The following is a 17,358-nucleotide window of genomic DNA, read 5'->3' on the forward strand; positions in this document are numbered from 1 at the left end:
TAAAATCGGGTGAGCCTCACGGCTGACCTTCAGTGTTCACTAATCTTATTTCCTTAAAACAATCTTCGTGTTCGTTTAGTTGAGTCTAGACTTATTTTCTTTTGATTACACTGCAAAGATAGTGCATTTTTAGATAGAAAATATGTTTTACAGCATAAAACTTCTCTTTTCCCCTGTTTTATTGATGTAAATCAAATAGGAAGGCTATGGTATGACAATATTGTTACATTAAAACGCGATTTGGCAGACGGATACTGACAAACAGGCAGAAGTTTGAAATTACCGATAACTTTTTGATGAGTAAAGCGCGGTGAAAAGTAGAAATCAGAGTGTGATTCTCCGTGCTTTTCACCGCGCTTTAATGAAAATAGTATGCCTGTACAGGTCTGTATTCGTTGCGAAGGCTATAATTTCAGTTTCAGCGATACGAACTTCTTGATAAACTCCACTGTTCCGTCGATACCCAGTACCGAAGAGTCGATGCAAAGATGGTAAGTGGCAGCAGCTCCCCACGTCTTGTAACTATAATAATTATAGTAAGAAGAACGTTTCTTGTCTGCTTTCTCCATCAGTTCTTCGGCTTCTTCAGCGTCGATGTTATGAAGGCTCATCAGGCGCTGGATGCGTGCTTCAGGCGATGCCGATACAAAGACATTCGCGCAGCGCGGATGGTCGCGCAGGATATAGTCGGCACACCGTCCTACGAAAAGGCAGGATTGTTTCTCGGCAAGGTGGCGGATGACATCACTTTGGATTTTAAACAGTGAGTCGTTGCTTAAATACGAGTTATAGGGATATGCGCCTTCGGTAATAAACGGAAAGCGTGTACCAAACAAACCTCCTAAAATTGTTTGCGATGCTTTCTCATCGGCTTTTTCGAAAAACTCGCGGCAGAGTCCGCTTTCTTCCGAAGCAAGGTTAATCAGTTCTTTATCGTAGAAGGCAATGCCTAATTCTTTAGCCAGCTTTTCACCGATTTCTTTTCCGCCACTTCCTAACTGACGTCCTAAATTAATAACATAGTGTTCGCTCATAGTGCTGTTGGTTTAGTTGATTGTTACAGGCAAATATATATTTTTTGTTCGAGAAACCATTGAATTGAGGCATGGATTTTATATTTCTTCGTAAATAATCTGCATTGCGTAAGGTGGGCGTGCGTATTCTTCTGAAAAACTTTCGTTATATTTGTCCGATATAAAATAATGTATTGATGAAAAGGATTACACTGATAGGTTTGTTATTGGCATGTGTACTGTCGAATGTTCATGCCGGAGAGAAGAGTTATAAGTATCGTGTGAAATTAACGGATAAGGCAGAAACCGTTTATGCGCTGGATAAGCCGGAGGAGTTTTTGTCCGCCCGTGCGTTGGAGCGTAGGGCGAAGCAGGGCATTGCGGTCGATTCTACCGACTTGCCGGTATGCGAATCGTACGTCCGCAAGCTGGTAGAGCAAGGCGGCAAATATTTGTCGGCAAGCAAGTGGAACAATACGGTGCTTGTCCAGACATCTGATGAATTGACGGCAGAAGCCTTTAAGAAGAATCCTTTTGTGGAGTCAGTAAAAAGAGTTTGGGTGTCTCCCGACACGGTTTATCCGTCGAATGCAGACCGGAAAAAGGAGGTAAAGAACGTTTGGAAAAAGCAAAAAGATTATTACGGTATGGGAGCCGGTCAGATACGGATGCTCCACGCAGACAGCTTACATGCGGCAGGATTCCGGGGCGAAGGCATGTTGATAGCCGTGATTGATGCCGGTTTTTATAATGTGGATGCGATGAAGATGTTTAAAAAACTGGATTTGAAGGGCACGCGCGACTTTGTGAATCCACAGTCGGACATCTACGCCGAGCATAGCCACGGGCTGAAAGTCTTGTCGTGTATGGCTGCCAACGTACCCCATGTGATGGTAGGAACAGCGCCCGAAGCTGCTTACTGGTTGCTCCGTTCGGAAGATAATGATACAGAACAGCCCGTGGAAGAAGATAACTGGGCGGCTTCGATAGAGTTTGCCGACAGTGTGGGGGTGGATGTGGTGAATACTTCGCTGGGATATTATTCTTTCGACGACCCTTCTTATGATTACCGTTACCGAGACCTCGACGGAAAAACTTCACTGATGACGGTTTCGGCTGAGATGGCTGCCGCTAAAGGAATGTTAGTGGTGTGCAGTGCGGGAAATTCGGGCATGGATACTTGGAAAAAGATAACGCCTCCGGCGGATGCCGAAGGCGTACTGACGGTGGGGGCTGTAGACTCGATGAGGGTAAATGCTACGTTTTCTTCCATCGGTAATACCGCCGACGGCAGAATCAAACCCGATGTGATGGCGATGGGAGTTCATGCCAGTGTGACTGGTACTGATGGAGGAACATCGTTTGCCAACGGAACTTCGTTTGCTTCGCCGATTTGCTGCGGGGCAGTGGCGTGTTTGTGGCAAGCCTGCCCGTGGCTTACGGTAAAAGAACTTATTGATGTGGTGCGCCGTGCGTCCGACAGGGCGGATTATCCGGATAATATCTTTGGTTACGGAGTCCCCGATATGTGGAAAGCCTATCGGTTGGGGATGGAAATGAAACCTCGTTGAACCTGAAACATCAACCGGTATATGGAAAAAAACGTACTGTCACTTTTCGAACTGAACCAGTTGGTGCGCCGTAGCGTACGTACCTGCCTGCCCGATGAATATTGGGTACAGGTAGAACTGAGCGACGTACGTGCCAATTATTCGGGGCATTGTTACTTGGAGTGTGTGCAAAAAGACCCGAAAAGCAATTCGCTGATAGCCAAAGCGAGAGGAATTATCTGGAGCAACGTGTTCAGCCAACTGAAACCTTATTTCGAGCAGGAAACGGGGCAAGCCTTCGTATCGGGTATCAAGGTGCTGGTGAAAGTTACAGTCGACTTTCACGAACTTTACGGCTATTCGCTGACGATAGTAGACATTGACCCCGCCTATACGTTGGGCGATATGGCAAGGCGGAGGCGCGAAATACTTTTGCGCCTGCAAGAAGAAGGCGTGTTGAGCCTGAATAAGGAGCTGGAACTGCCGGTGCTTGCGCAGCGCATCGCTGTCATATCCTCGGCTACGGCAGCCGGTTACGGCGATTTCTGTAACCAGTTGGAGAATAATGCGTTCGGCTTTGCCTTTTACCCGCGTCTGTTTCCCGCCATCATGCAGGGCGAGCGGGTAGAAGCATCGGTTATCGCGGCGTTAGACCGTATTTATGCCGAAAGCGAAAAGTGGGACGTGGTGGTTATCATCCGGGGTGGAGGAGCCACATCCGACTTATCGGGATTCGATACCTACGACCTTGCTGCCAGTTGTGCACAGTTTCCGCTGCCCATCATCACCGGTATCGGACACGAACGAGACGATACGGTAATAGACCTCGTTGTGCACACCCGCGTTAAGACACCTACCGCCGCAGCCGAATTTCTGGTAAACCACTTGCGTCATACCGCCGAACAGCTCGAAAACTATGCTTATTATATACGTCAGGAAGTGCCTGCCCGCCTGAACCGGGAGAAAGAGCGGCTGGAACGCTGCATAACCCGCATCCCGGCGCGTGTGCAGATGCGGCTTCAGCGTGAAGATTTCCGGTGCGAACGGTTGGCTAAGCGCATGGAAATGGCATGGCAGTCTCGTTTGGCAAGAGAACAATACCGTTTGGAGCTGTCATCGCGGCTGTCGGTAGCCTTGCAAGCACGCTTGTTGAAAGAAAAACATCGGTTGGATTTGTTGGAAAAGTCTGTGGAGGCAGCTTCGCCCGACTTGCTGTTAAAGCGCGGGTATAGCATCACACTGAAAGACGGGAAAGCCGTAACAGATGCTTCCCTCTTAAAGCCCGGCGACAGGGTAGTGACCCGTGTGGCAAAAGGGCAGTTCAGCAGCGAAGTTCAGGGTACGGACATGCACGCAGAGTAGGAATCGTAAACGCCATTCGGCTCTCTTCGGAGACAGAAAAAACGCTACCCATAGAACCGGTCAACTCTATGGGTAGAATCAGGTAACGCATCCGCATGGGATGGACAACACTAACGGTAGCGTTTTTTGAAATATACCGTTAGTGTTATTTGTCTTATAATGAATGAGTTATGTTTTTTCTCTTAAAAACGCTCTATTTCAAGTCGACCACCGTAATGCCTGCACCTCCAAACTGTACATGCTCGTCTTGGAAATGGGCAACCCCCGGAACCGTAGCCAGATACTGTCGGATAAGCGTGCGGAGAATGCCGTTTCCCGTTCCGTGCAAGATGCGTACACGGTTCATGCCCACAAGGATGGCATCGTCAATGAAATACGTAACCGCCTGTATCGCCTCGTCGCCCCGCATTCCGCGCACGTCGATGTCTTGCTTGAAGTTGAGCTTTTTCTCATACATCTGGTCCTGCGTTTCGTTGCTTACAAACGAGGTCTTGGTAGAAAGACTGGGCTGTTTAGGTGCTTCCGTCCGCTCCAAACGCTCCGTCTTTACGTTGGTTTTCATCAGTCCGAACATCACAACGGCATTTTTTCCGTTAATTTCAAGAACCTGCCCCGTGCTGGTCTGTCCCTTTATCCGCACGTATGTACCCACTTCGATGGGCAATACCTTAGGCTCAGCGGGTTGTGCGGACGATGCCGTTTGGCGTTGCGCTTTCTTTTCTTTCTTGCGCTCCTGCTTTTCGCGCAGTTTTTCCATTTTCTTCGCAATCTTCTCTTCCAGCGCTGCCTTGCTTTCGTCCTCCATTTGTCGGCGGAAATCATTCAACTCCTGCCGTGCTTGGCGGGTACGCTCTTTTTCCGCCTGCGTTTCTTTGATGGTGCGAATCGTATTTTCAATCTTGGCATTCGATTCCTGCAACAAGCGTTCGGCATCTTCTTTTGCCTTTTTCAGAATCTCCTTGCGGCTGCGCTCCAACTCCGCTATCTCCTGTTCGTAACGGCTGATGGTATCTTCCATTTGTTTTTCGCGTTTGCGGATGTTCTGGCGCTTCGTTTCCCAATACCGCTTGTCGCGAACAATGTCTTGCAGGTATTTGTCGCTCTGAATATACTCACTTCCCACAATCTCCGAAGCATCGGCAATCACCTCTTCGGGAAGTCCGATTTTCCGTGCGATTTCTACCGCGAACGAGCTTCCCGGATTCCCGATTTGCAGTTGGAACAATGCCCGCATCTCATGACGGTCGTACAGCATCGCTCCGTTAACCACCCCTTCATGGTCTTCGGCAAAGTGTTTCAGGTTCTGATAGTGCGTGGTAATGACCCCGAAAGTCTGTTTCGCATTAAACCGCTTCAGCACCGCTTCGGCAATGGCTCCCCCGATTTGCGGTTCGGTACCTCCGCCAAACTCGTCGATAAGGATGAGGCTGCGCGCATCGCAGTTTTTCATCATGATTTTCATGTTGGTAAGATGCGAAGAATAAGTACTTAAATCGTCCTCGATGCTCTGTTCGTCTCCTATGTCGATAAACAGGTTGCTGAATATCCCCGCGTGGCTGCGTTCGTTCATCGGTACGGGCATCCCGCATTGAAGCATGTATTGCAGCAGTCCCACGGTTTTCAGACACACCGATTTACCTCCGGCATTCGGGCCTGAAATCAGCAGGATACGTTGGCGGGGAGTGAGTACAATATCCAGCGGAACCACCTTCTTGCCGTGTTTTGCCAGTGAAATCTGAAGCAACGGGTGGATTGCTTCAAACCAATCAATGGTCTGCCGGTTCTCGAAAGCCGGTTTGACCGCCTTAATCTCGATGCTGAACAAAGCCTTAGAGCGGATAAAGTCTATCTCTGCCAGAAACTCATAAGACTGGAGCAAGGCGGGCACTTGCGGGCGTACGACGGCAGAAAACTCGGTGAGGATGCGGATAATCTCGCGCCGTTCTTCCCCCTCCAACTCACGGATGCGGTTGTTCGCTTCCACTACCTCGGTAGGTTCGATGAACACCGTCTTGCCGGTAGCCGACTCATCGTGTACGATGCCCCGTATCTTGCGCTTCATGCCCGGCGCAACCGGAATCACCAGACGCCCGTCTCGCATGGTGGGCGTAACGTCCTTATCTACGTAACCCTCCGCCTGAGCAGCCCGAAGAATCGAATTCAAGCTGCGCGAAATACTTCCCGTAGTGGCAGACAGTTCGCGCCGGATTCGCAATAACTCAGCCGAAGCATTATCTTTAACCTTTCCGAATTTGTCGAGAATGTCGTTGATGCGGGCAATAAGTTGGGGGAAAACCAACACATCTCCTGCCAACTCCCATAAGTAAGGATAAGGAGACGACGGTTCATCCTCCGTATCGTCGGTAACCTGTAAGAAGCGCACGATATCCCGAATCGTCTCCAGCGACCGCCGTAAATCGAACACCTCCTGCTCGTCCATATACATACCTTCTACCCGTATGCGCTTCAGCGACGGACGCACATCGAAAAAATACTGGCTTGGAAACTCATTTTCTTCTTGCAGAATGCGCATGAATTCCACCGTTTGTTCCAGCCGGCGGTTAATATCCGCATAATTATCCGAGAAAGTCATCTCTTCCACCCGCTCTTTACCGAGCGAACTCAAGCATTTTCCCGCAAGCAGTTGTTTGATTTGAGTGAACCCAATTTTTTGTTCAAAGTTCTGAGGATATATCATAATTCCTGTTTCTTAGCTGTTTATACGTGTACTGTTTTGCTTGCAAAGGTACGAAATGAAAAAAAATAATCAAAAAAGCCGTCAGATATTTGTAAATATAAAAATAATGCGTACCTTTGCATCGCTTTTGAAACGAAGCACTTCCGAAAACGGATTTTAGGAGAGGTGGCAGAGTGGTCGATTGCGGCGGTCTTGAAAACCGTTGTGCTGCGAGGCACCCGGGGTTCGAATCCCTGTCTCTCCGCTGAACGTTACGGACAAAACCGGACAACAAACAGACAAGTCCCACAAATTCAATGATTTGTGGGACTTTTTTTATCCCCTTGTGTCTGCCTTAAAGTACATTTTTTCGCCCCTAAAAGACAAGGTTTCTAACCTAACTCGTACCCCCGACAAACAAAATCAAAAAAGGGGTACAGATAGTCGGAAATTGGCGAACTTCTGTCGGTGTTTGGCGAGCCTGCATAAAACTCATTTTTTAAGCATTTACAGTATTTTTGTAACTAAAAAGTGAGTATATGAAATCGACATTCAACATTTGCTTTTACGCAAAGAAAGACAAGCAGAAAGCGGGCGGTGCGTACCCCCTTTTCGCCCGTATCACAGTGGACGGTGTGGCAAGCCGTTTTAATACTAAATTGGACGTGCTGCCTGAAATGTGGGACGGTAAGGCTGGCAAGGCTATCGGACGCACGGCGGAAGCCGGACGTATCAACCGTATGTTAAGTGATATAAACGCATCGCTGAACACCATCTACCACGAAATGCAGCGGCGTGATAATTACGTTACTGCCGAGAAAGTGAAAAACGAGTTTTTGGGACACAGCGAGAACCACGAAACCATCCTTACCTTGTTCCAAAAGCACAATGAGGACGTGAAACAGCTTGTTGGCATATCCAAGACGATAGCGACCTACCGTAAGTATGAGGTTACACGTCGTCACCTTGCGGAGTTCATACAGAGTAAATATAACCTTTCTGATATTTCCATCCGAGAAATAACCCCGATGTTCATTACCGATTTCGAGTTGTATTTGCGTACAGCCTGCAAGTGCGGTTACAACACCACCGCCAAGTTCATGCAGTTTTTCAAGCGCATCATCATCATAGCCCGAAACAATGGCATACTGGACAAAGACCCGTTCGCCAGCTATAAAATCCGGCTGGAAAAAGTGGACAGGGGCTATTTGACGGAAGACGAGATAAAAATCATCCTCAAAAAGAAAATGGCTTCCGAGCGTTTGGAACACGTCAGGGACTTGTTTATCTTTTCCTGTTTCTGCGGTCTGGCTTATAGTGATGTCGCCAACCTACGGCAAGAGAATATCCGAAAGTCATTTGACGGCAATCTGTGGATAATGACGAAGCGGCAAAAGACCAATACGGACGTGAATGTTCCCCTGTTGGATATTCCCAAAATGATATTGAAAAAGTACAAAGGCAAGCTACCGGACGGAAAGATATTGCCTGTAATCAGCAACCAAAAACTGAATGCCTACCTGAAAGAGATTGCCGATGTGTGCGGGATTAAAAAGAATCTCACATTCCATCTTGCCCGGCACACGTTCGCCACGACCACCACGCTGGCAAAGGGTGTACCCATTGAAACCGTCAGCAAGATGCTGGGACATACTAACATTGAAACAACACAAATTTACGCCCGCATCACTAACAGCAAGATTAGCAGCGATATGCAGGGGCTTGACAAGAAATTTGTCGGTATCGAAAAGATTTATAAGGAAGTCGCCATGTGATTTTGATTATAGGGAACAGGTCGTAAATTGCGACCTGGCCTTGCCGAATTATTCCAAACTTAATCTCTATAAATATACAATTATGGACTTGCAGATTATCCAAAACAAGATTTTTGAAGTCAGAGGCTGCCGTGTGATGCTTGACTTGCATTTAGCGGAACTCTACCAAGTTGAAACACGAGCTTTGAAACAGGCGGTCAAACGTAACATAGACCGCTTTCCCAGTGATTTCATGTTTGAGTTGAGCAAAGACGAGTGGTCGGGACTTATCACAAATTGTGATAAGTTCCCCGACAACATTCGTCATACACCTACTCCGCCAATGGCTTTCACCGAACAGGGCGTAGCCATGCTTTCTTCAGTTCTCCGTTCCAAGGTAGCCATAGAGGTAAACATTTCCATCATGCGGGCTTTCGTCCTTATGCGCCAGATGGTAATTGGTTATGAAGAACTGGTAAAACGCATTGAGGAACTGGAAGTAAGTACCGATGCCCAGTTCAACGAATTGTATCAAGCCCTTACACAACTTTTGAGCCAGTCGCAGCAGCAGAGAGAACGCCGTCCGATTGGTTTTGCTACCTATGATCGTTCAGGAAACAAATAGGTAACGATTTTGAAAATAAGAAGTACTATAACTATCTATATTCCAATAATATATTTTTTCATCTTGTGGGTAGTCTATGGGCTACCCGTATTTTTTATATCCTTTCCCAAAGGCACATTTCCCGAAACGCCAGCGGTGCATGGCATCGCAGACTGTTTTTCGTGAAAAGAGCCTTTTGAAACCCGCACAAGAGTATCGGAAGGTGAACTCCCGACACACTTGTTTTTCCCGCCCGCATAGGCAATTCCCTAATGGACTGAATGGGGAACAAGAACTTTTCCCCTGTTCCCCAACCTGTAAATCTTCCTCATTAAGCAGTCCTCCAGCCGGGAAGTCGTTTTTATTATTTCAATAGGCAAAGGTAGTTACGTGTTCTTCACGGGTTTGCAAGGTTAAGCCTTTTCAGGTTTGGCGAAAAAATCTTCCCTGCGACATTCGTTGCGAGGTATTTTTTCCACAAAACCCTGCAAACTCTAAACACTGTCCTTTTAAGCCTATGTGAAACGAAAACGACCGACCCGACCGGAAGACGCATAAAAAAAAGTCGGATTTACGGGAAACAGGAAAAAAGTTCAGTGAAACTTCAACTCCCTCACCTCTCAAATCCGCATAAAATTAAAAACTTAAAAATTACAGGATATGAAAGCAGCAACATTATCGGAAGCAAGAGTTTATGTAGGTACTTATGGCAAGTACAACAACGGTTCATTGTTCGGGGCATGGCTTGACCTGTCGGACTATTCGGACAAGGAAGATTTTTACGAAGCCTGCCGGGAGCTTCACAAGGACGAGGAAGATGCGGAGTATATGTTTCAGGACTGGGAGAACGTACCGGAAAACCTAATCGGCGAAAGCTGGATTTCCGAGAACTTCTTCACCTTGCGGGATGCGGTGAAAAAGTTGGGCGACACCGAACAGGAAGCCTTTTTCGTGTGGTGCAACTACAAAAGCCATGATTTGAGCGAGGAAGATGCGGACGACCTTGTACGGGACTTTCAGGACGAATATCAGGGACAATATGACGATGAAGAAGATTTTGCCTACCAAATCGTGGAAGAATGTTACGACCTGCCGGAGTTCGCAAAAACCTATTTCGACTACAAACTGTTTGCCCGTGATTTGTTCATGTGCGACTACTGGTTTGATGACGGGTTTGTATTCCGGGCGGCTTAAACGACCATTCGGGCGGGGTTAAAAGCCCTGCCCGCATAAATAGAGAAACGATGAAACGGAAAAGCATTTATAAAATCATCCTGCGGGTGTTATTGTTCTGCCTTGTGTGGCGGCTCTCCTGCACAGCCGGAGCAATCACGGCGGTAACGGCATATCTTGTATTTCGTGCCGCCTGTTTCCTGCTCCGGGTTTGCCTGTCGGCGTTTTATGCGTTGTGCGTGGCTCTGCTTTTCCTGCTGTTGCTTTCCCTATTGAGTATATAACGAATAAAAAACAGAATATCATGCAATCATTGAACAGAAACGGGGTGAGCATCACCCAAGCACCGGGAGAGGAAAAGTTTGTAAAATACCGTCCGGTCGCATTCAAGGGACGGATATTTTACCAGTACGACTACCGCCACACGGACGGGGAACTGTTTTCCACAGCGGCTAAAACGCTGGTAGAGTGCCGCCACAGGCGGGATAAATGGATAGAACAGGGTAATAACAGATAAATTTTAAGGGTATGAAAACGACAGAAGTAAACAAGAACCTAATCGGCAGACGTTGCGAGTGTATTTTTACGGGCATGATGGTAACGGGCGTTATTGAGGACATCGAGGAAAACAAGTATTCTGTAAACGTGAAAGTGCATTTCGATAAGCCGCAGCAGTGGGGCGATGATTTGTACACGGAAGATTGGGCATGGGGACGCAAGACGGACGAGTTCGGCACACTGCACCATTTGCGACTGTTGGCTGACGAACCAGACTTTCACATGATGACAGTAGTTTTCGGTGAGCCTATCAGCCAAATAGACCGCAGCGTTTTTGAAGATGTTTCCACTTGGGGCGTTTCTTCTCTGCAAGGTTGGATAAACAGCTACGAGATCGCCTAATTGGTAGTCATAAAGACTATGTAACGGTCATAATGTGTGAGTAGTAAAGAGGAGACTAAAGAATAATGTACCTGTAAAGTGCATTAAAAGTATCAGCGGCGAATTGTCGCTGATACTTTTGTTTTATTCATTGAGTATCTACTCCTATAAACCTTTATATTTCTTATATGCTTTAAACCACTTGTTTTTATTATGACTTTTTAAATCATCAATAGATATTCTTCCTTCATCAATTGCACTAGATAAAAGTGATATTAACTTGGGCTCATCATAATAAATATAATTGGCTTCATCTTGAATAAGATTGAAAATATGCTCAGCAAAATATCCTTGCTCCCACATTGAATTTAACAAAAAATTTTTATGTTCATTTTTCATCTTATCAAATGCCGTATCACCATCTTGGTCTTTAATGATTATATCCCAATCATATTCTTCTTTGATATTTTCTTTTTTAATAAAAACAACAAATATACCATTTGTGTCATCTCTGGTCAATGCTAACGCAAGAACAATATCATCAAGGTTAGATTTATCATTTGGTACTTGCCACACAGATAATTCATGATTAGATGTACCAAGGTCTGAAATAGAATCAGAATCTAATGGAGCTTGTCCCATAAACCACGAACTTTCTTTTATTTTCCTAATATATATCATATTTAATTTTTAGGGATTTTAAAAGAGCCTTATATTTCATTTTAAGCCAAGGTTCCTGCGGTTCATTATATTTTTTCAACATATTATACGCTTCTATATTCGCCCAATGTCCAAATAGGTCAAATGTCACAGACTTAACTCTAATAGAATTAATACTATATGCACTTGTTGCAATTAATTGAGCTGAAGGACTTAATTCTTTGAAATCATAGTTACATAGCAATCTTAAAATACTAACTTGTAAATCTTCATCCAAAGATTCTCTGGTTAAAGTTGATATAAATATTTCTTCTAAAAGTTTTATTGCACCATCTTTATCCTTTTCTAATAAGAAATTGAAATAATGTTCTGCTCCTGATTCTTCTTCGTTATTAATATTACTTGATTTTAAGATTCTAACAAAAAAATCTTTGTACTTAGAAATAAACTTAGATTTATCTAGTATGCTGATTTCTAATATTGTAGAGCTCTCTAATTTCTGGGGTAAAATAGTAGAGTTTTCGGAATCATTATTTAATGTAGATAAAAACAATGAAAACTTAGAAGCATTGATTTTCTGCCTATTATATGTATCACTCGCAACTTCAATTAATGATATTAAATATTTAATATCTATACCTGATTCAAATTCTCTAGAAACCTGAGATTGCGAATAAAATATGTCTGTATCGCTTTTCATGAATCAATATATTTTGAATAGCTATTTATACTTTCTGATATAGTTTCAGATGCTTTTTGAATAAACAAATCTGAAAGGTCTGCAATTGCTGAAAGGTCAGAGCCTACCAAAGTATTAATATCATGTTCTAACACAATAGAATCAGTATTACTGCCGTCTTCAATAACTATTCTACGAGAGATTGTATATACATTATTTATAACTAGTCTATATTTTTCATTTTCTATCGCAGTGCGAATGACTTTTCTTATAGACCATTCAACAGGCTGTTCTTCCGATTCTGTATTTACCATTTTATTATATAAAAGATTCATTTTTTCAGGAGTGATGTAGAATACACAAACAGAACCTAGAGCTAAGCGGTTGTATTTTCCACTATAAATCTTAGTGAGAGCATTTATAACCTCTTTAACTTTTTGCAAGAAACAATCTAAGCTATTATCATTTAGCGAACTAACAATATCAAATCTGTCTATTCCTAATGTTACTTTAAATGAATCTTCTATATTCTTTAAATCTAACGAAATCATTTGTTCAGGAATAACGCTTCCATCTGGAGCTATTTTGACTCCTAATCCTTTATTTAAAGAAGGTATCAACTTCAATTCTGCAACCGATTGAATATAATCTGGCAGTGTTTGATCATTATAAATCATAGGAGTATTTATAAATAAAGTAGCCCTTCTATTTAAAATTTTAGTTTCCATCATTTTGCTTATTATTTAGTACAATACAAAGATAAGAAAAAAAGTGTCACAAGACATATTTATATGAATTTAATCTATTTATCGCTACTATCATTATTGAACGAGAACGAAACCTGCTGCATCTGCCCGAAGCTGTCGATGATATAGATGTCAATCGTCTGCTGGTCAGTCGATGCCGATGTGTAGTAGAGCCGGAACGTTTCTTTCTCCAGCGGGTACAGGTCATTGGGGAGGAACACCGTACCGTTATCCATTTCCAGCTTTCCTTTGCCGTCAGGCTGGAAATAGCGTATCTGGTAGGTCGTAGGCTGGTAGTCGCCGCCACGCACCAGTTGGCAGCGTATTTCGGCTGTTTCGCCCACTTTCAGTTTCTTGGGTACGGGCAGCGTTTCCACCGTGAACGGGTAAGCCTGCTGAATGTCCAAGCTGTCATTACAGGCGGTTACAAGCACGAGGGCGGCCACGATGTAGCAGCCCACGATGATTTTATACATTACATTCTTCATATACATTATTATATAGTGGTCAGTTGATAATGAATTTCAGTCCCATGCCTACCTGCGTGTGGAACTTGCCGATGTCCGAGCCGAACAGCATACGTTCCCTCGCATTGACGAGCAGCACCACTCGGTCGGTCAGGTAGGTTTCCAGTTCCAGCGTGAGCGCACCGCCGTAGATGAAACAGTCCTTGTCCAGCAGCGTAGCCCCGTCCGGCAGCAGCTTGTCGCCCCGGTTGCTGGTTTCATACCCGGCGAGAGCCGACAGCCCCAGCGAGAGGAAAAAGGTCTTTCGCCTGTCCGAAAGGAATTTCAGGTAATAGCCGCCCTCCGCCGTGAACTGTTCTACCGGAATGCGCATATCCTTGTAGTCATACTTCTTATGCAGGTATTCCCCGCCAATCACCCAGCGGTTGGCGTTCTTGGTATAGACGCTGTATGCCGCCCCGAAATGGCAGGCAAAATCCATATCGGAGTTCCAATGTACCCCGTCCGCCATGCCCTCCGTTACCTGCAAGGCTTTCATGCCCGGAAGGTATCTTTGCGCGTGTGCCTGGTTCAAATTCAGGCACAGCGCAAAGAGTGTCATTATAAAGATGTGTTTCTTCATTCCCTACTTTATTTTCAGTTCGTTTATCACTTCGGCGTTCACGATGTCGGCATTCTCCACCCGTATGGTCTGATGCCGACCGCCGTTCTTCTCGTAAAGCTCCACCAGCAGCAGCTTGTCGTCCGGGATGGTGAACTTCGGCAGGGCGTACACCGTCCGGACGGTGCTTTTCCCGGCAATCTCTATCACCTCGTTGTAGCTGCGTACCGCATTCAGTACCGTTTCCTGAATAGCCGTGCGTTTGGGCACTTTCTTATCGACAATCTTAAACTTGATGAAGTCCGTATCGAAAGGCACGTTGGAACTGTTCTTCGTCTGCGTATGCACGTAAAGCATCCCGTTATAGGTGTAAATCCCCTTGATTAAGAACTGTATGCCGAAACGCTTGCTGCCCAAGTGTCGCACTTTACGGTCATTGTTCTTGTAGATGCTCTGCATTATCAGTTTTACCAGCAGCGGGCTTTCATTTCCCAGTTCCCGGAAATAGATGTTCATGCGGGTATGCGAAAAGTCGGACGTATCTTCATTTTCCAAGAAGTCCTTCATTTCGATGTTGAGCATTTCCGGCTCACGGGCATACTTGGCGTTGAATGAATAGAAGCTGCCGTCCTCGCAGATGACGGAGAAGTTCGTTTCTCCCGGAAAGCCCTCTGTCGTGGCTTTCACCCTGATTACGTTTTCCGCACCGTCAGCCTTGCCCGCTATGATGTGGTTGCTCCCCAAATCTACATAGCGGACGGCGGAGGGGAAAATGATATGCACCGTCTTGGCGAAAGTCACTTCCACGCCGTAGGGCGTTACCATTTGTCGGTAAGGCAGCTTTCGGGTGATACCCCGGTACAAGTCGTTGCCTGCCGCATACTTCACCGTGTCGGTTTCCTGTGCGTTTGCCGCACACACGCCCAGCAGGAGGGCGCACATTACAAAAATCTGTTTCATCGTTAATTGGAAATTTTAGTGGTTTGTCAAATGATTATTGCTGTTTGGCGTAAAGCATCACCCTGTACCCGGCTTTCAGCTTCACTTTCACGGTTCGGAACTTCTTGGCAAGGTAGCCGGACGCACCCTGCATCAGCCCCCTTGTAACGTCCATCGCCACCTGTTGCCCGGCGTTCTGCGTAAAGGAAATGCTTGTACCCAGCCCGCTGCCGATATTCGCCATCGCCTCGTTGAACGCTTCCTGCTCCATCGAGGACGGGACGGAAAGCCCCTTTTGCCCGTCCGTGTCGAACACGGCGAGTTCCACCGGGACGATGTTTCCCGCATACTCTATCGAGGACACCAGTATGTCGAGACGTTCGCCCTGTACCTTTGCCGTACCCGCCACAAGGGTATTCTTCGGGATGACGATGCTGCCCGCCTGCATGGGTTCAAGCAGACGGAGTTTTACCGCCTGCCCGTCCGTCAGCGTCTGGTCTTGATGGATGCAGGCGGCTATCGTGTTCCTGCCCATTGCGTAGCCCGTTCCTACCGCCGTGTTGAAGCCGTAGTTGCGTGGCTGGCTGTAAGCACGGATAAAATCGGCATCATTCATGGGCTGTTGCAGCCCTGAAACGGCGTTGTCCCGTACTGCCTGCACGGACACCGCTTCCGGCTTCTTTTCGATGTCGCCCACGACTGGCACTTGTGCAGCCTGCCTGTCGCCGCCTGCATATTTGGCGGCAAGCTCGTATGACTTTTCCAAGAGAGCCATCTGTTCGTCTGCGGTGGGCGTGGCTTCCCGCTGGCGTTCCAGTTTTTCGGTCAGTTCCGCCACCTGCCGTTTCAAGTCCTCTTTTTCCCTGTCCTCCGGGGGCGTTTCATAGAACGTGCTCAACTGGCGGTTGATGTCCCGATAGGCGGTCGCCGAGGAAGAAGCGCCGCCGCCCCGCACGGGCTTCGGATCTTCTTCCGGCATCAGTCCGGCTTCCGCCTGCGGTTCTTCCGTTTCATCGTCCCCTATGAAACCGAAGTCCTGAAGGGATTGTATCCTGTCCTGCCGTTTCCGGCTCATCATCGCCTGCTCGTAGGCGGTCTGCTTGTCCGCTATAATCCCGTCCTCTGCGGGCAGCGGGATGTCGGCATTGAAACCGCCCACGCTTTCCGTTTCCGCTTTCTCCTTGCCGGAGGGGGCGAATATCAGGTACATGCACCCTGCAAAGGCGAGGAACATCAGCGGGAAGACTATCATTTTCCTGCGCCGCTGCACCTCTTTCGGGGAAAGTTCCCGTTTAGGCTTCTTCTCCTTTTCGGGCTGTCTGCCCGGTTCATTTTTCTGTACTTCTTCCATATTCAGGTCTGTTTGTTAAATTGATACTGTCGTTACCATGTAGCGGGAACTGCCGGATGTGTTCGATTTGCAGCCTTTGACCGTCCCGTTTCCCGATGTTGTAAATGGACGAAACGGTGATATAGAGGGACAAGCCGCCGAACAGGGCGGACATCACGAGGATGACCGCCAGCCGCTTGCCCGGCGTGATACGCCCGCACAGGCGGCGCAGGCGTTCATCCGCCCAGTCCCGCACTGTTTCAATGCAATTTCGCTTCCTCTCCATAAGACTATCGTTTAATGGTTTGCAAATCCCTGTTCTCGTCAATCGTGAACGCTTCCATGATGAAGCCGTGCGGGTTGTTGTCGCTCCGTGTGGCGTTCAGGAGCCTGCACGTGGTGACAAGGCTTCTGACCGTCAGGCTGCTTTCCCGGACAATAAGCTGCCGGGCATAGGTTCTCACCTTGTAGGGGTACTGGTTGAAGTCGCATTTCACGCTGTCAATCTCCACCGTCTGGTTGATGTTGCCCGAAATGATACGGTTGTAGTAGCCCTTTTCCGACAAGTCCTTGTAGTAGTTGAACGCACTCCTGTCGGCGAGGAACAGGGAGCGTTTGATGTTTCCCTCGATGGCGTCCTTGTCGGGCGAGAGCGTGAAAAAGAGTTCGTGGAAACGCTTCACGTGCGATTTCGCTTCAATCGGTCTGTTCTGCGCCATGTCCTGCGAGAGAGCCAGCATCAGGCTCTTGCCGTTGTCGAGGACGTATATCTTCTGCCGCTGCTTTTCGGCGAAGCTGTACGAGTTCCACACGGCAAAGCCCGTGACCAGTGCGCACAGGCAGATGAATACCAGCGCAAAGAGCCGGATTTGCCGGAAGCTCGTTTCGATGTTCGTCAATGACTTGAATTCCATATTCTAAAAA

Annotated in this window: 18 protein-coding genes, 1 tRNA gene and 1 pseudogene; 9 read left to right on the forward strand and 11 right to left on the reverse strand. The window is 46.8% G+C overall.

What is annotated here, in order from left to right:
* Positions 1–404 precede the first annotated feature (404 nt).
* Entirely contained in the window at positions 405–1,034 is a 630-nt protein-coding gene (locus tag M3085_RS11385; protein ID WP_178256898.1) for an AAA family ATPase, read from the reverse strand.
* A gap of 176 nt (positions 1,035–1,210) precedes the next feature.
* On the opposite strand from M3085_RS11385, the gene M3085_RS11390 reads away from it, so the two are divergent.
* Positions 1,211–2,584, forward strand: a complete 1,374-nt coding sequence (locus M3085_RS11390) for a S8 family peptidase (protein ID WP_249053044.1) — start codon at positions 1,211–1,213, stop codon at positions 2,582–2,584.
* A 21-nt stretch (positions 2,585–2,605) separates the two neighbouring features.
* Complete coding sequence (xseA, locus tag M3085_RS11395; protein ID WP_249053045.1) at positions 2,606–3,925, forward strand: exodeoxyribonuclease VII large subunit; 1,320 nt, start codon at positions 2,606–2,608, stop codon at positions 3,923–3,925.
* 193 nt (positions 3,926–4,118) lie between these two features.
* Here the strand turns inward: xseA and M3085_RS11400 are convergent, their stop codons facing one another.
* Entirely contained in the window at positions 4,119–6,623 is a 2,505-nt protein-coding gene (locus M3085_RS11400; protein WP_204500885.1) for an endonuclease MutS2, read from the reverse strand.
* Positions 6,624–6,782: 159 nt separating this feature from the next.
* Here M3085_RS11400 and M3085_RS11405 point away from each other — a divergent pair.
* The 7 genes and pseudogenes from M3085_RS11405 to M3085_RS11435 form a co-directional block, all read left to right on the forward strand.
* Positions 6,783–6,867: transfer RNA gene (locus M3085_RS11405), tRNA-Ser, on the forward strand.
* A gap of 274 nt (positions 6,868–7,141) precedes the next feature.
* Entirely contained in the window at positions 7,142–8,377 is a 1,236-nt protein-coding gene (locus tag M3085_RS11410; RefSeq protein WP_249053046.1) for a site-specific integrase, read from the forward strand.
* 82 nt (positions 8,378–8,459) lie between these two features.
* Complete coding sequence (locus tag M3085_RS11415; protein WP_249053047.1) at positions 8,460–8,981, forward strand: ORF6N domain-containing protein; 522 nt, start codon at positions 8,460–8,462, stop codon at positions 8,979–8,981.
* A gap of 639 nt (positions 8,982–9,620) precedes the next feature.
* Positions 9,621–10,154 (forward strand): antirestriction protein ArdA, encoded by a 534-nt coding sequence (locus M3085_RS11420; RefSeq protein WP_249053048.1) that lies wholly within the window; start codon positions 9,621–9,623, stop codon positions 10,152–10,154.
* Positions 10,155–10,204: 50 nt separating this feature from the next.
* Complete coding sequence (locus M3085_RS11425) at positions 10,205–10,417, forward strand: hypothetical protein (RefSeq protein ID WP_249053049.1); 213 nt, start codon at positions 10,205–10,207, stop codon at positions 10,415–10,417.
* A 20-nt stretch (positions 10,418–10,437) separates the two neighbouring features.
* On the forward strand, positions 10,438–10,650 hold the full coding sequence (locus M3085_RS11430; protein WP_249053050.1) for a DUF3873 family protein: 213 nt from the start codon (positions 10,438–10,440) through the stop codon (positions 10,648–10,650).
* 11 nt (positions 10,651–10,661) lie between these two features.
* A pseudogene (locus M3085_RS11435) lies at positions 10,662–11,024 on the forward strand (DUF6956 domain-containing protein); the annotation flags it as partial.
* A 153-nt stretch (positions 11,025–11,177) separates the two neighbouring features.
* On the opposite strand, the gene M3085_RS11440 reads toward M3085_RS11435, so the two are convergent.
* The 9 genes from M3085_RS11440 to traK form a co-directional block, all read right to left on the reverse strand.
* Positions 11,178–11,654: a hypothetical protein gene (locus M3085_RS11440; RefSeq protein ID WP_249053051.1), complete on the reverse strand. Its 477-nt coding sequence runs from the start codon at positions 11,652–11,654 to the stop codon at positions 11,178–11,180.
* A gap of 25 nt (positions 11,655–11,679) precedes the next feature.
* The gene (locus tag M3085_RS11445; protein ID WP_249053052.1) at positions 11,680–12,372 is read right to left on the reverse strand and encodes a hypothetical protein; all 693 of its coding nucleotides are present in this window, start codon (positions 12,370–12,372) and stop codon (positions 11,680–11,682) included.
* The gene (locus tag M3085_RS11450) at positions 12,369–13,082 is read right to left on the reverse strand and encodes a hypothetical protein (protein ID WP_249053053.1); all 714 of its coding nucleotides are present in this window, start codon (positions 13,080–13,082) and stop codon (positions 12,369–12,371) included. Before M3085_RS11450 ends, M3085_RS11445 begins: the two co-directional genes overlap by 4 nt.
* A gap of 71 nt (positions 13,083–13,153) precedes the next feature.
* Positions 13,154–13,591 (reverse strand): DUF3872 domain-containing protein, encoded by a 438-nt coding sequence (locus M3085_RS11455; RefSeq protein WP_249053054.1) that lies wholly within the window; start codon positions 13,589–13,591, stop codon positions 13,154–13,156.
* Between the two features lie 13 nt (positions 13,592–13,604).
* Positions 13,605–14,186 carry a conjugal transfer protein TraO gene (locus tag M3085_RS11460; protein WP_249053055.1) on the reverse strand — a complete coding sequence of 194 codons (582 nt, stop codon included), beginning with the start codon at positions 14,184–14,186 and terminating at the stop codon, positions 13,605–13,607.
* A gap of 3 nt (positions 14,187–14,189) precedes the next feature.
* Positions 14,190–15,125, reverse strand: coding sequence for a conjugative transposon protein TraN (gene traN / locus M3085_RS11465; protein ID WP_249053056.1), 936 nt, complete (start codon positions 15,123–15,125; stop codon positions 14,190–14,192).
* A 34-nt stretch (positions 15,126–15,159) separates the two neighbouring features.
* Positions 15,160–16,455, reverse strand: a complete 1,296-nt coding sequence (traM, locus tag M3085_RS11470; RefSeq protein WP_249053057.1) for a conjugative transposon protein TraM — start codon at positions 16,453–16,455, stop codon at positions 15,160–15,162.
* Positions 16,433–16,720 carry a TraL conjugative transposon family protein gene (locus tag M3085_RS11475; protein WP_249053058.1) on the reverse strand — a complete coding sequence of 96 codons (288 nt, stop codon included), beginning with the start codon at positions 16,718–16,720 and terminating at the stop codon, positions 16,433–16,435. The genes traM and M3085_RS11475 overlap by 23 nt, the downstream gene beginning before the upstream one ends.
* A 4-nt stretch (positions 16,721–16,724) precedes the next feature.
* Positions 16,725–17,348, reverse strand: coding sequence for a conjugative transposon protein TraK (traK, locus tag M3085_RS11480; RefSeq protein ID WP_068856486.1), 624 nt, complete (start codon positions 17,346–17,348; stop codon positions 16,725–16,727).
* Positions 17,349–17,358 lie beyond the last annotated feature (10 nt).

It is taken from the genome of Bacteroides caecicola (genome assembly GCF_023337095.1).
Lineage (GTDB): Bacteria > Bacteroidota > Bacteroidia > Bacteroidales > Bacteroidaceae > Phocaeicola > Phocaeicola gallinarum.

Coding starts and splice junctions, on each gene's coding strand:
- M3085_RS11385 (WP_178256898.1), bottom strand. CDS start 1,034: ATGAGCGAACACTATGTTATTAATTTAGGACGTCAGTTAGGAAGTGGC.
- M3085_RS11390 (WP_249053044.1), top strand. CDS start 1,211: ATGAAAAGGATTACACTGATAGGTTTGTTATTGGCATGTGTACTGTCG.
- xseA (WP_249053045.1), top strand. CDS start 2,606: ATGGAAAAAAACGTACTGTCACTTTTCGAACTGAACCAGTTGGTGCGC.
- M3085_RS11400 (WP_204500885.1), bottom strand. CDS start 6,623: ATGATATATCCTCAGAACTTTGAACAAAAAATTGGGTTCACTCAAATC.
- M3085_RS11410 (WP_249053046.1), top strand. CDS start 7,142: ATGAAATCGACATTCAACATTTGCTTTTACGCAAAGAAAGACAAGCAG.
- M3085_RS11415 (WP_249053047.1), top strand. CDS start 8,460: ATGGACTTGCAGATTATCCAAAACAAGATTTTTGAAGTCAGAGGCTGC.
- M3085_RS11420 (WP_249053048.1), top strand. CDS start 9,621: ATGAAAGCAGCAACATTATCGGAAGCAAGAGTTTATGTAGGTACTTAT.
- M3085_RS11425 (WP_249053049.1), top strand. CDS start 10,205: ATGAAACGGAAAAGCATTTATAAAATCATCCTGCGGGTGTTATTGTTC.
- M3085_RS11430 (WP_249053050.1), top strand. CDS start 10,438: ATGCAATCATTGAACAGAAACGGGGTGAGCATCACCCAAGCACCGGGA.
- M3085_RS11440 (WP_249053051.1), bottom strand. CDS start 11,654: ATGGGACAAGCTCCATTAGATTCTGATTCTATTTCAGACCTTGGTACA.
- M3085_RS11445 (WP_249053052.1), bottom strand. CDS start 12,372: ATGAAAAGCGATACAGACATATTTTATTCGCAATCTCAGGTTTCTAGA.
- M3085_RS11450 (WP_249053053.1), bottom strand. CDS start 13,082: ATGATGGAAACTAAAATTTTAAATAGAAGGGCTACTTTATTTATAAAT.
- M3085_RS11455 (WP_249053054.1), bottom strand. CDS start 13,591: ATGTATATGAAGAATGTAATGTATAAAATCATCGTGGGCTGCTACATC.
- M3085_RS11460 (WP_249053055.1), bottom strand. CDS start 14,186: ATGAAGAAACACATCTTTATAATGACACTCTTTGCGCTGTGCCTGAAT.
- traN (WP_249053056.1), bottom strand. CDS start 15,125: ATGAAACAGATTTTTGTAATGTGCGCCCTCCTGCTGGGCGTGTGTGCG.
- traM (WP_249053057.1), bottom strand. CDS start 16,455: ATGGAAGAAGTACAGAAAAATGAACCGGGCAGACAGCCCGAAAAGGAG.
- M3085_RS11475 (WP_249053058.1), bottom strand. CDS start 16,720: ATGGAGAGGAAGCGAAATTGCATTGAAACAGTGCGGGACTGGGCGGAT.
- traK (WP_068856486.1), bottom strand. CDS start 17,348: ATGGAATTCAAGTCATTGACGAACATCGAAACGAGCTTCCGGCAAATC.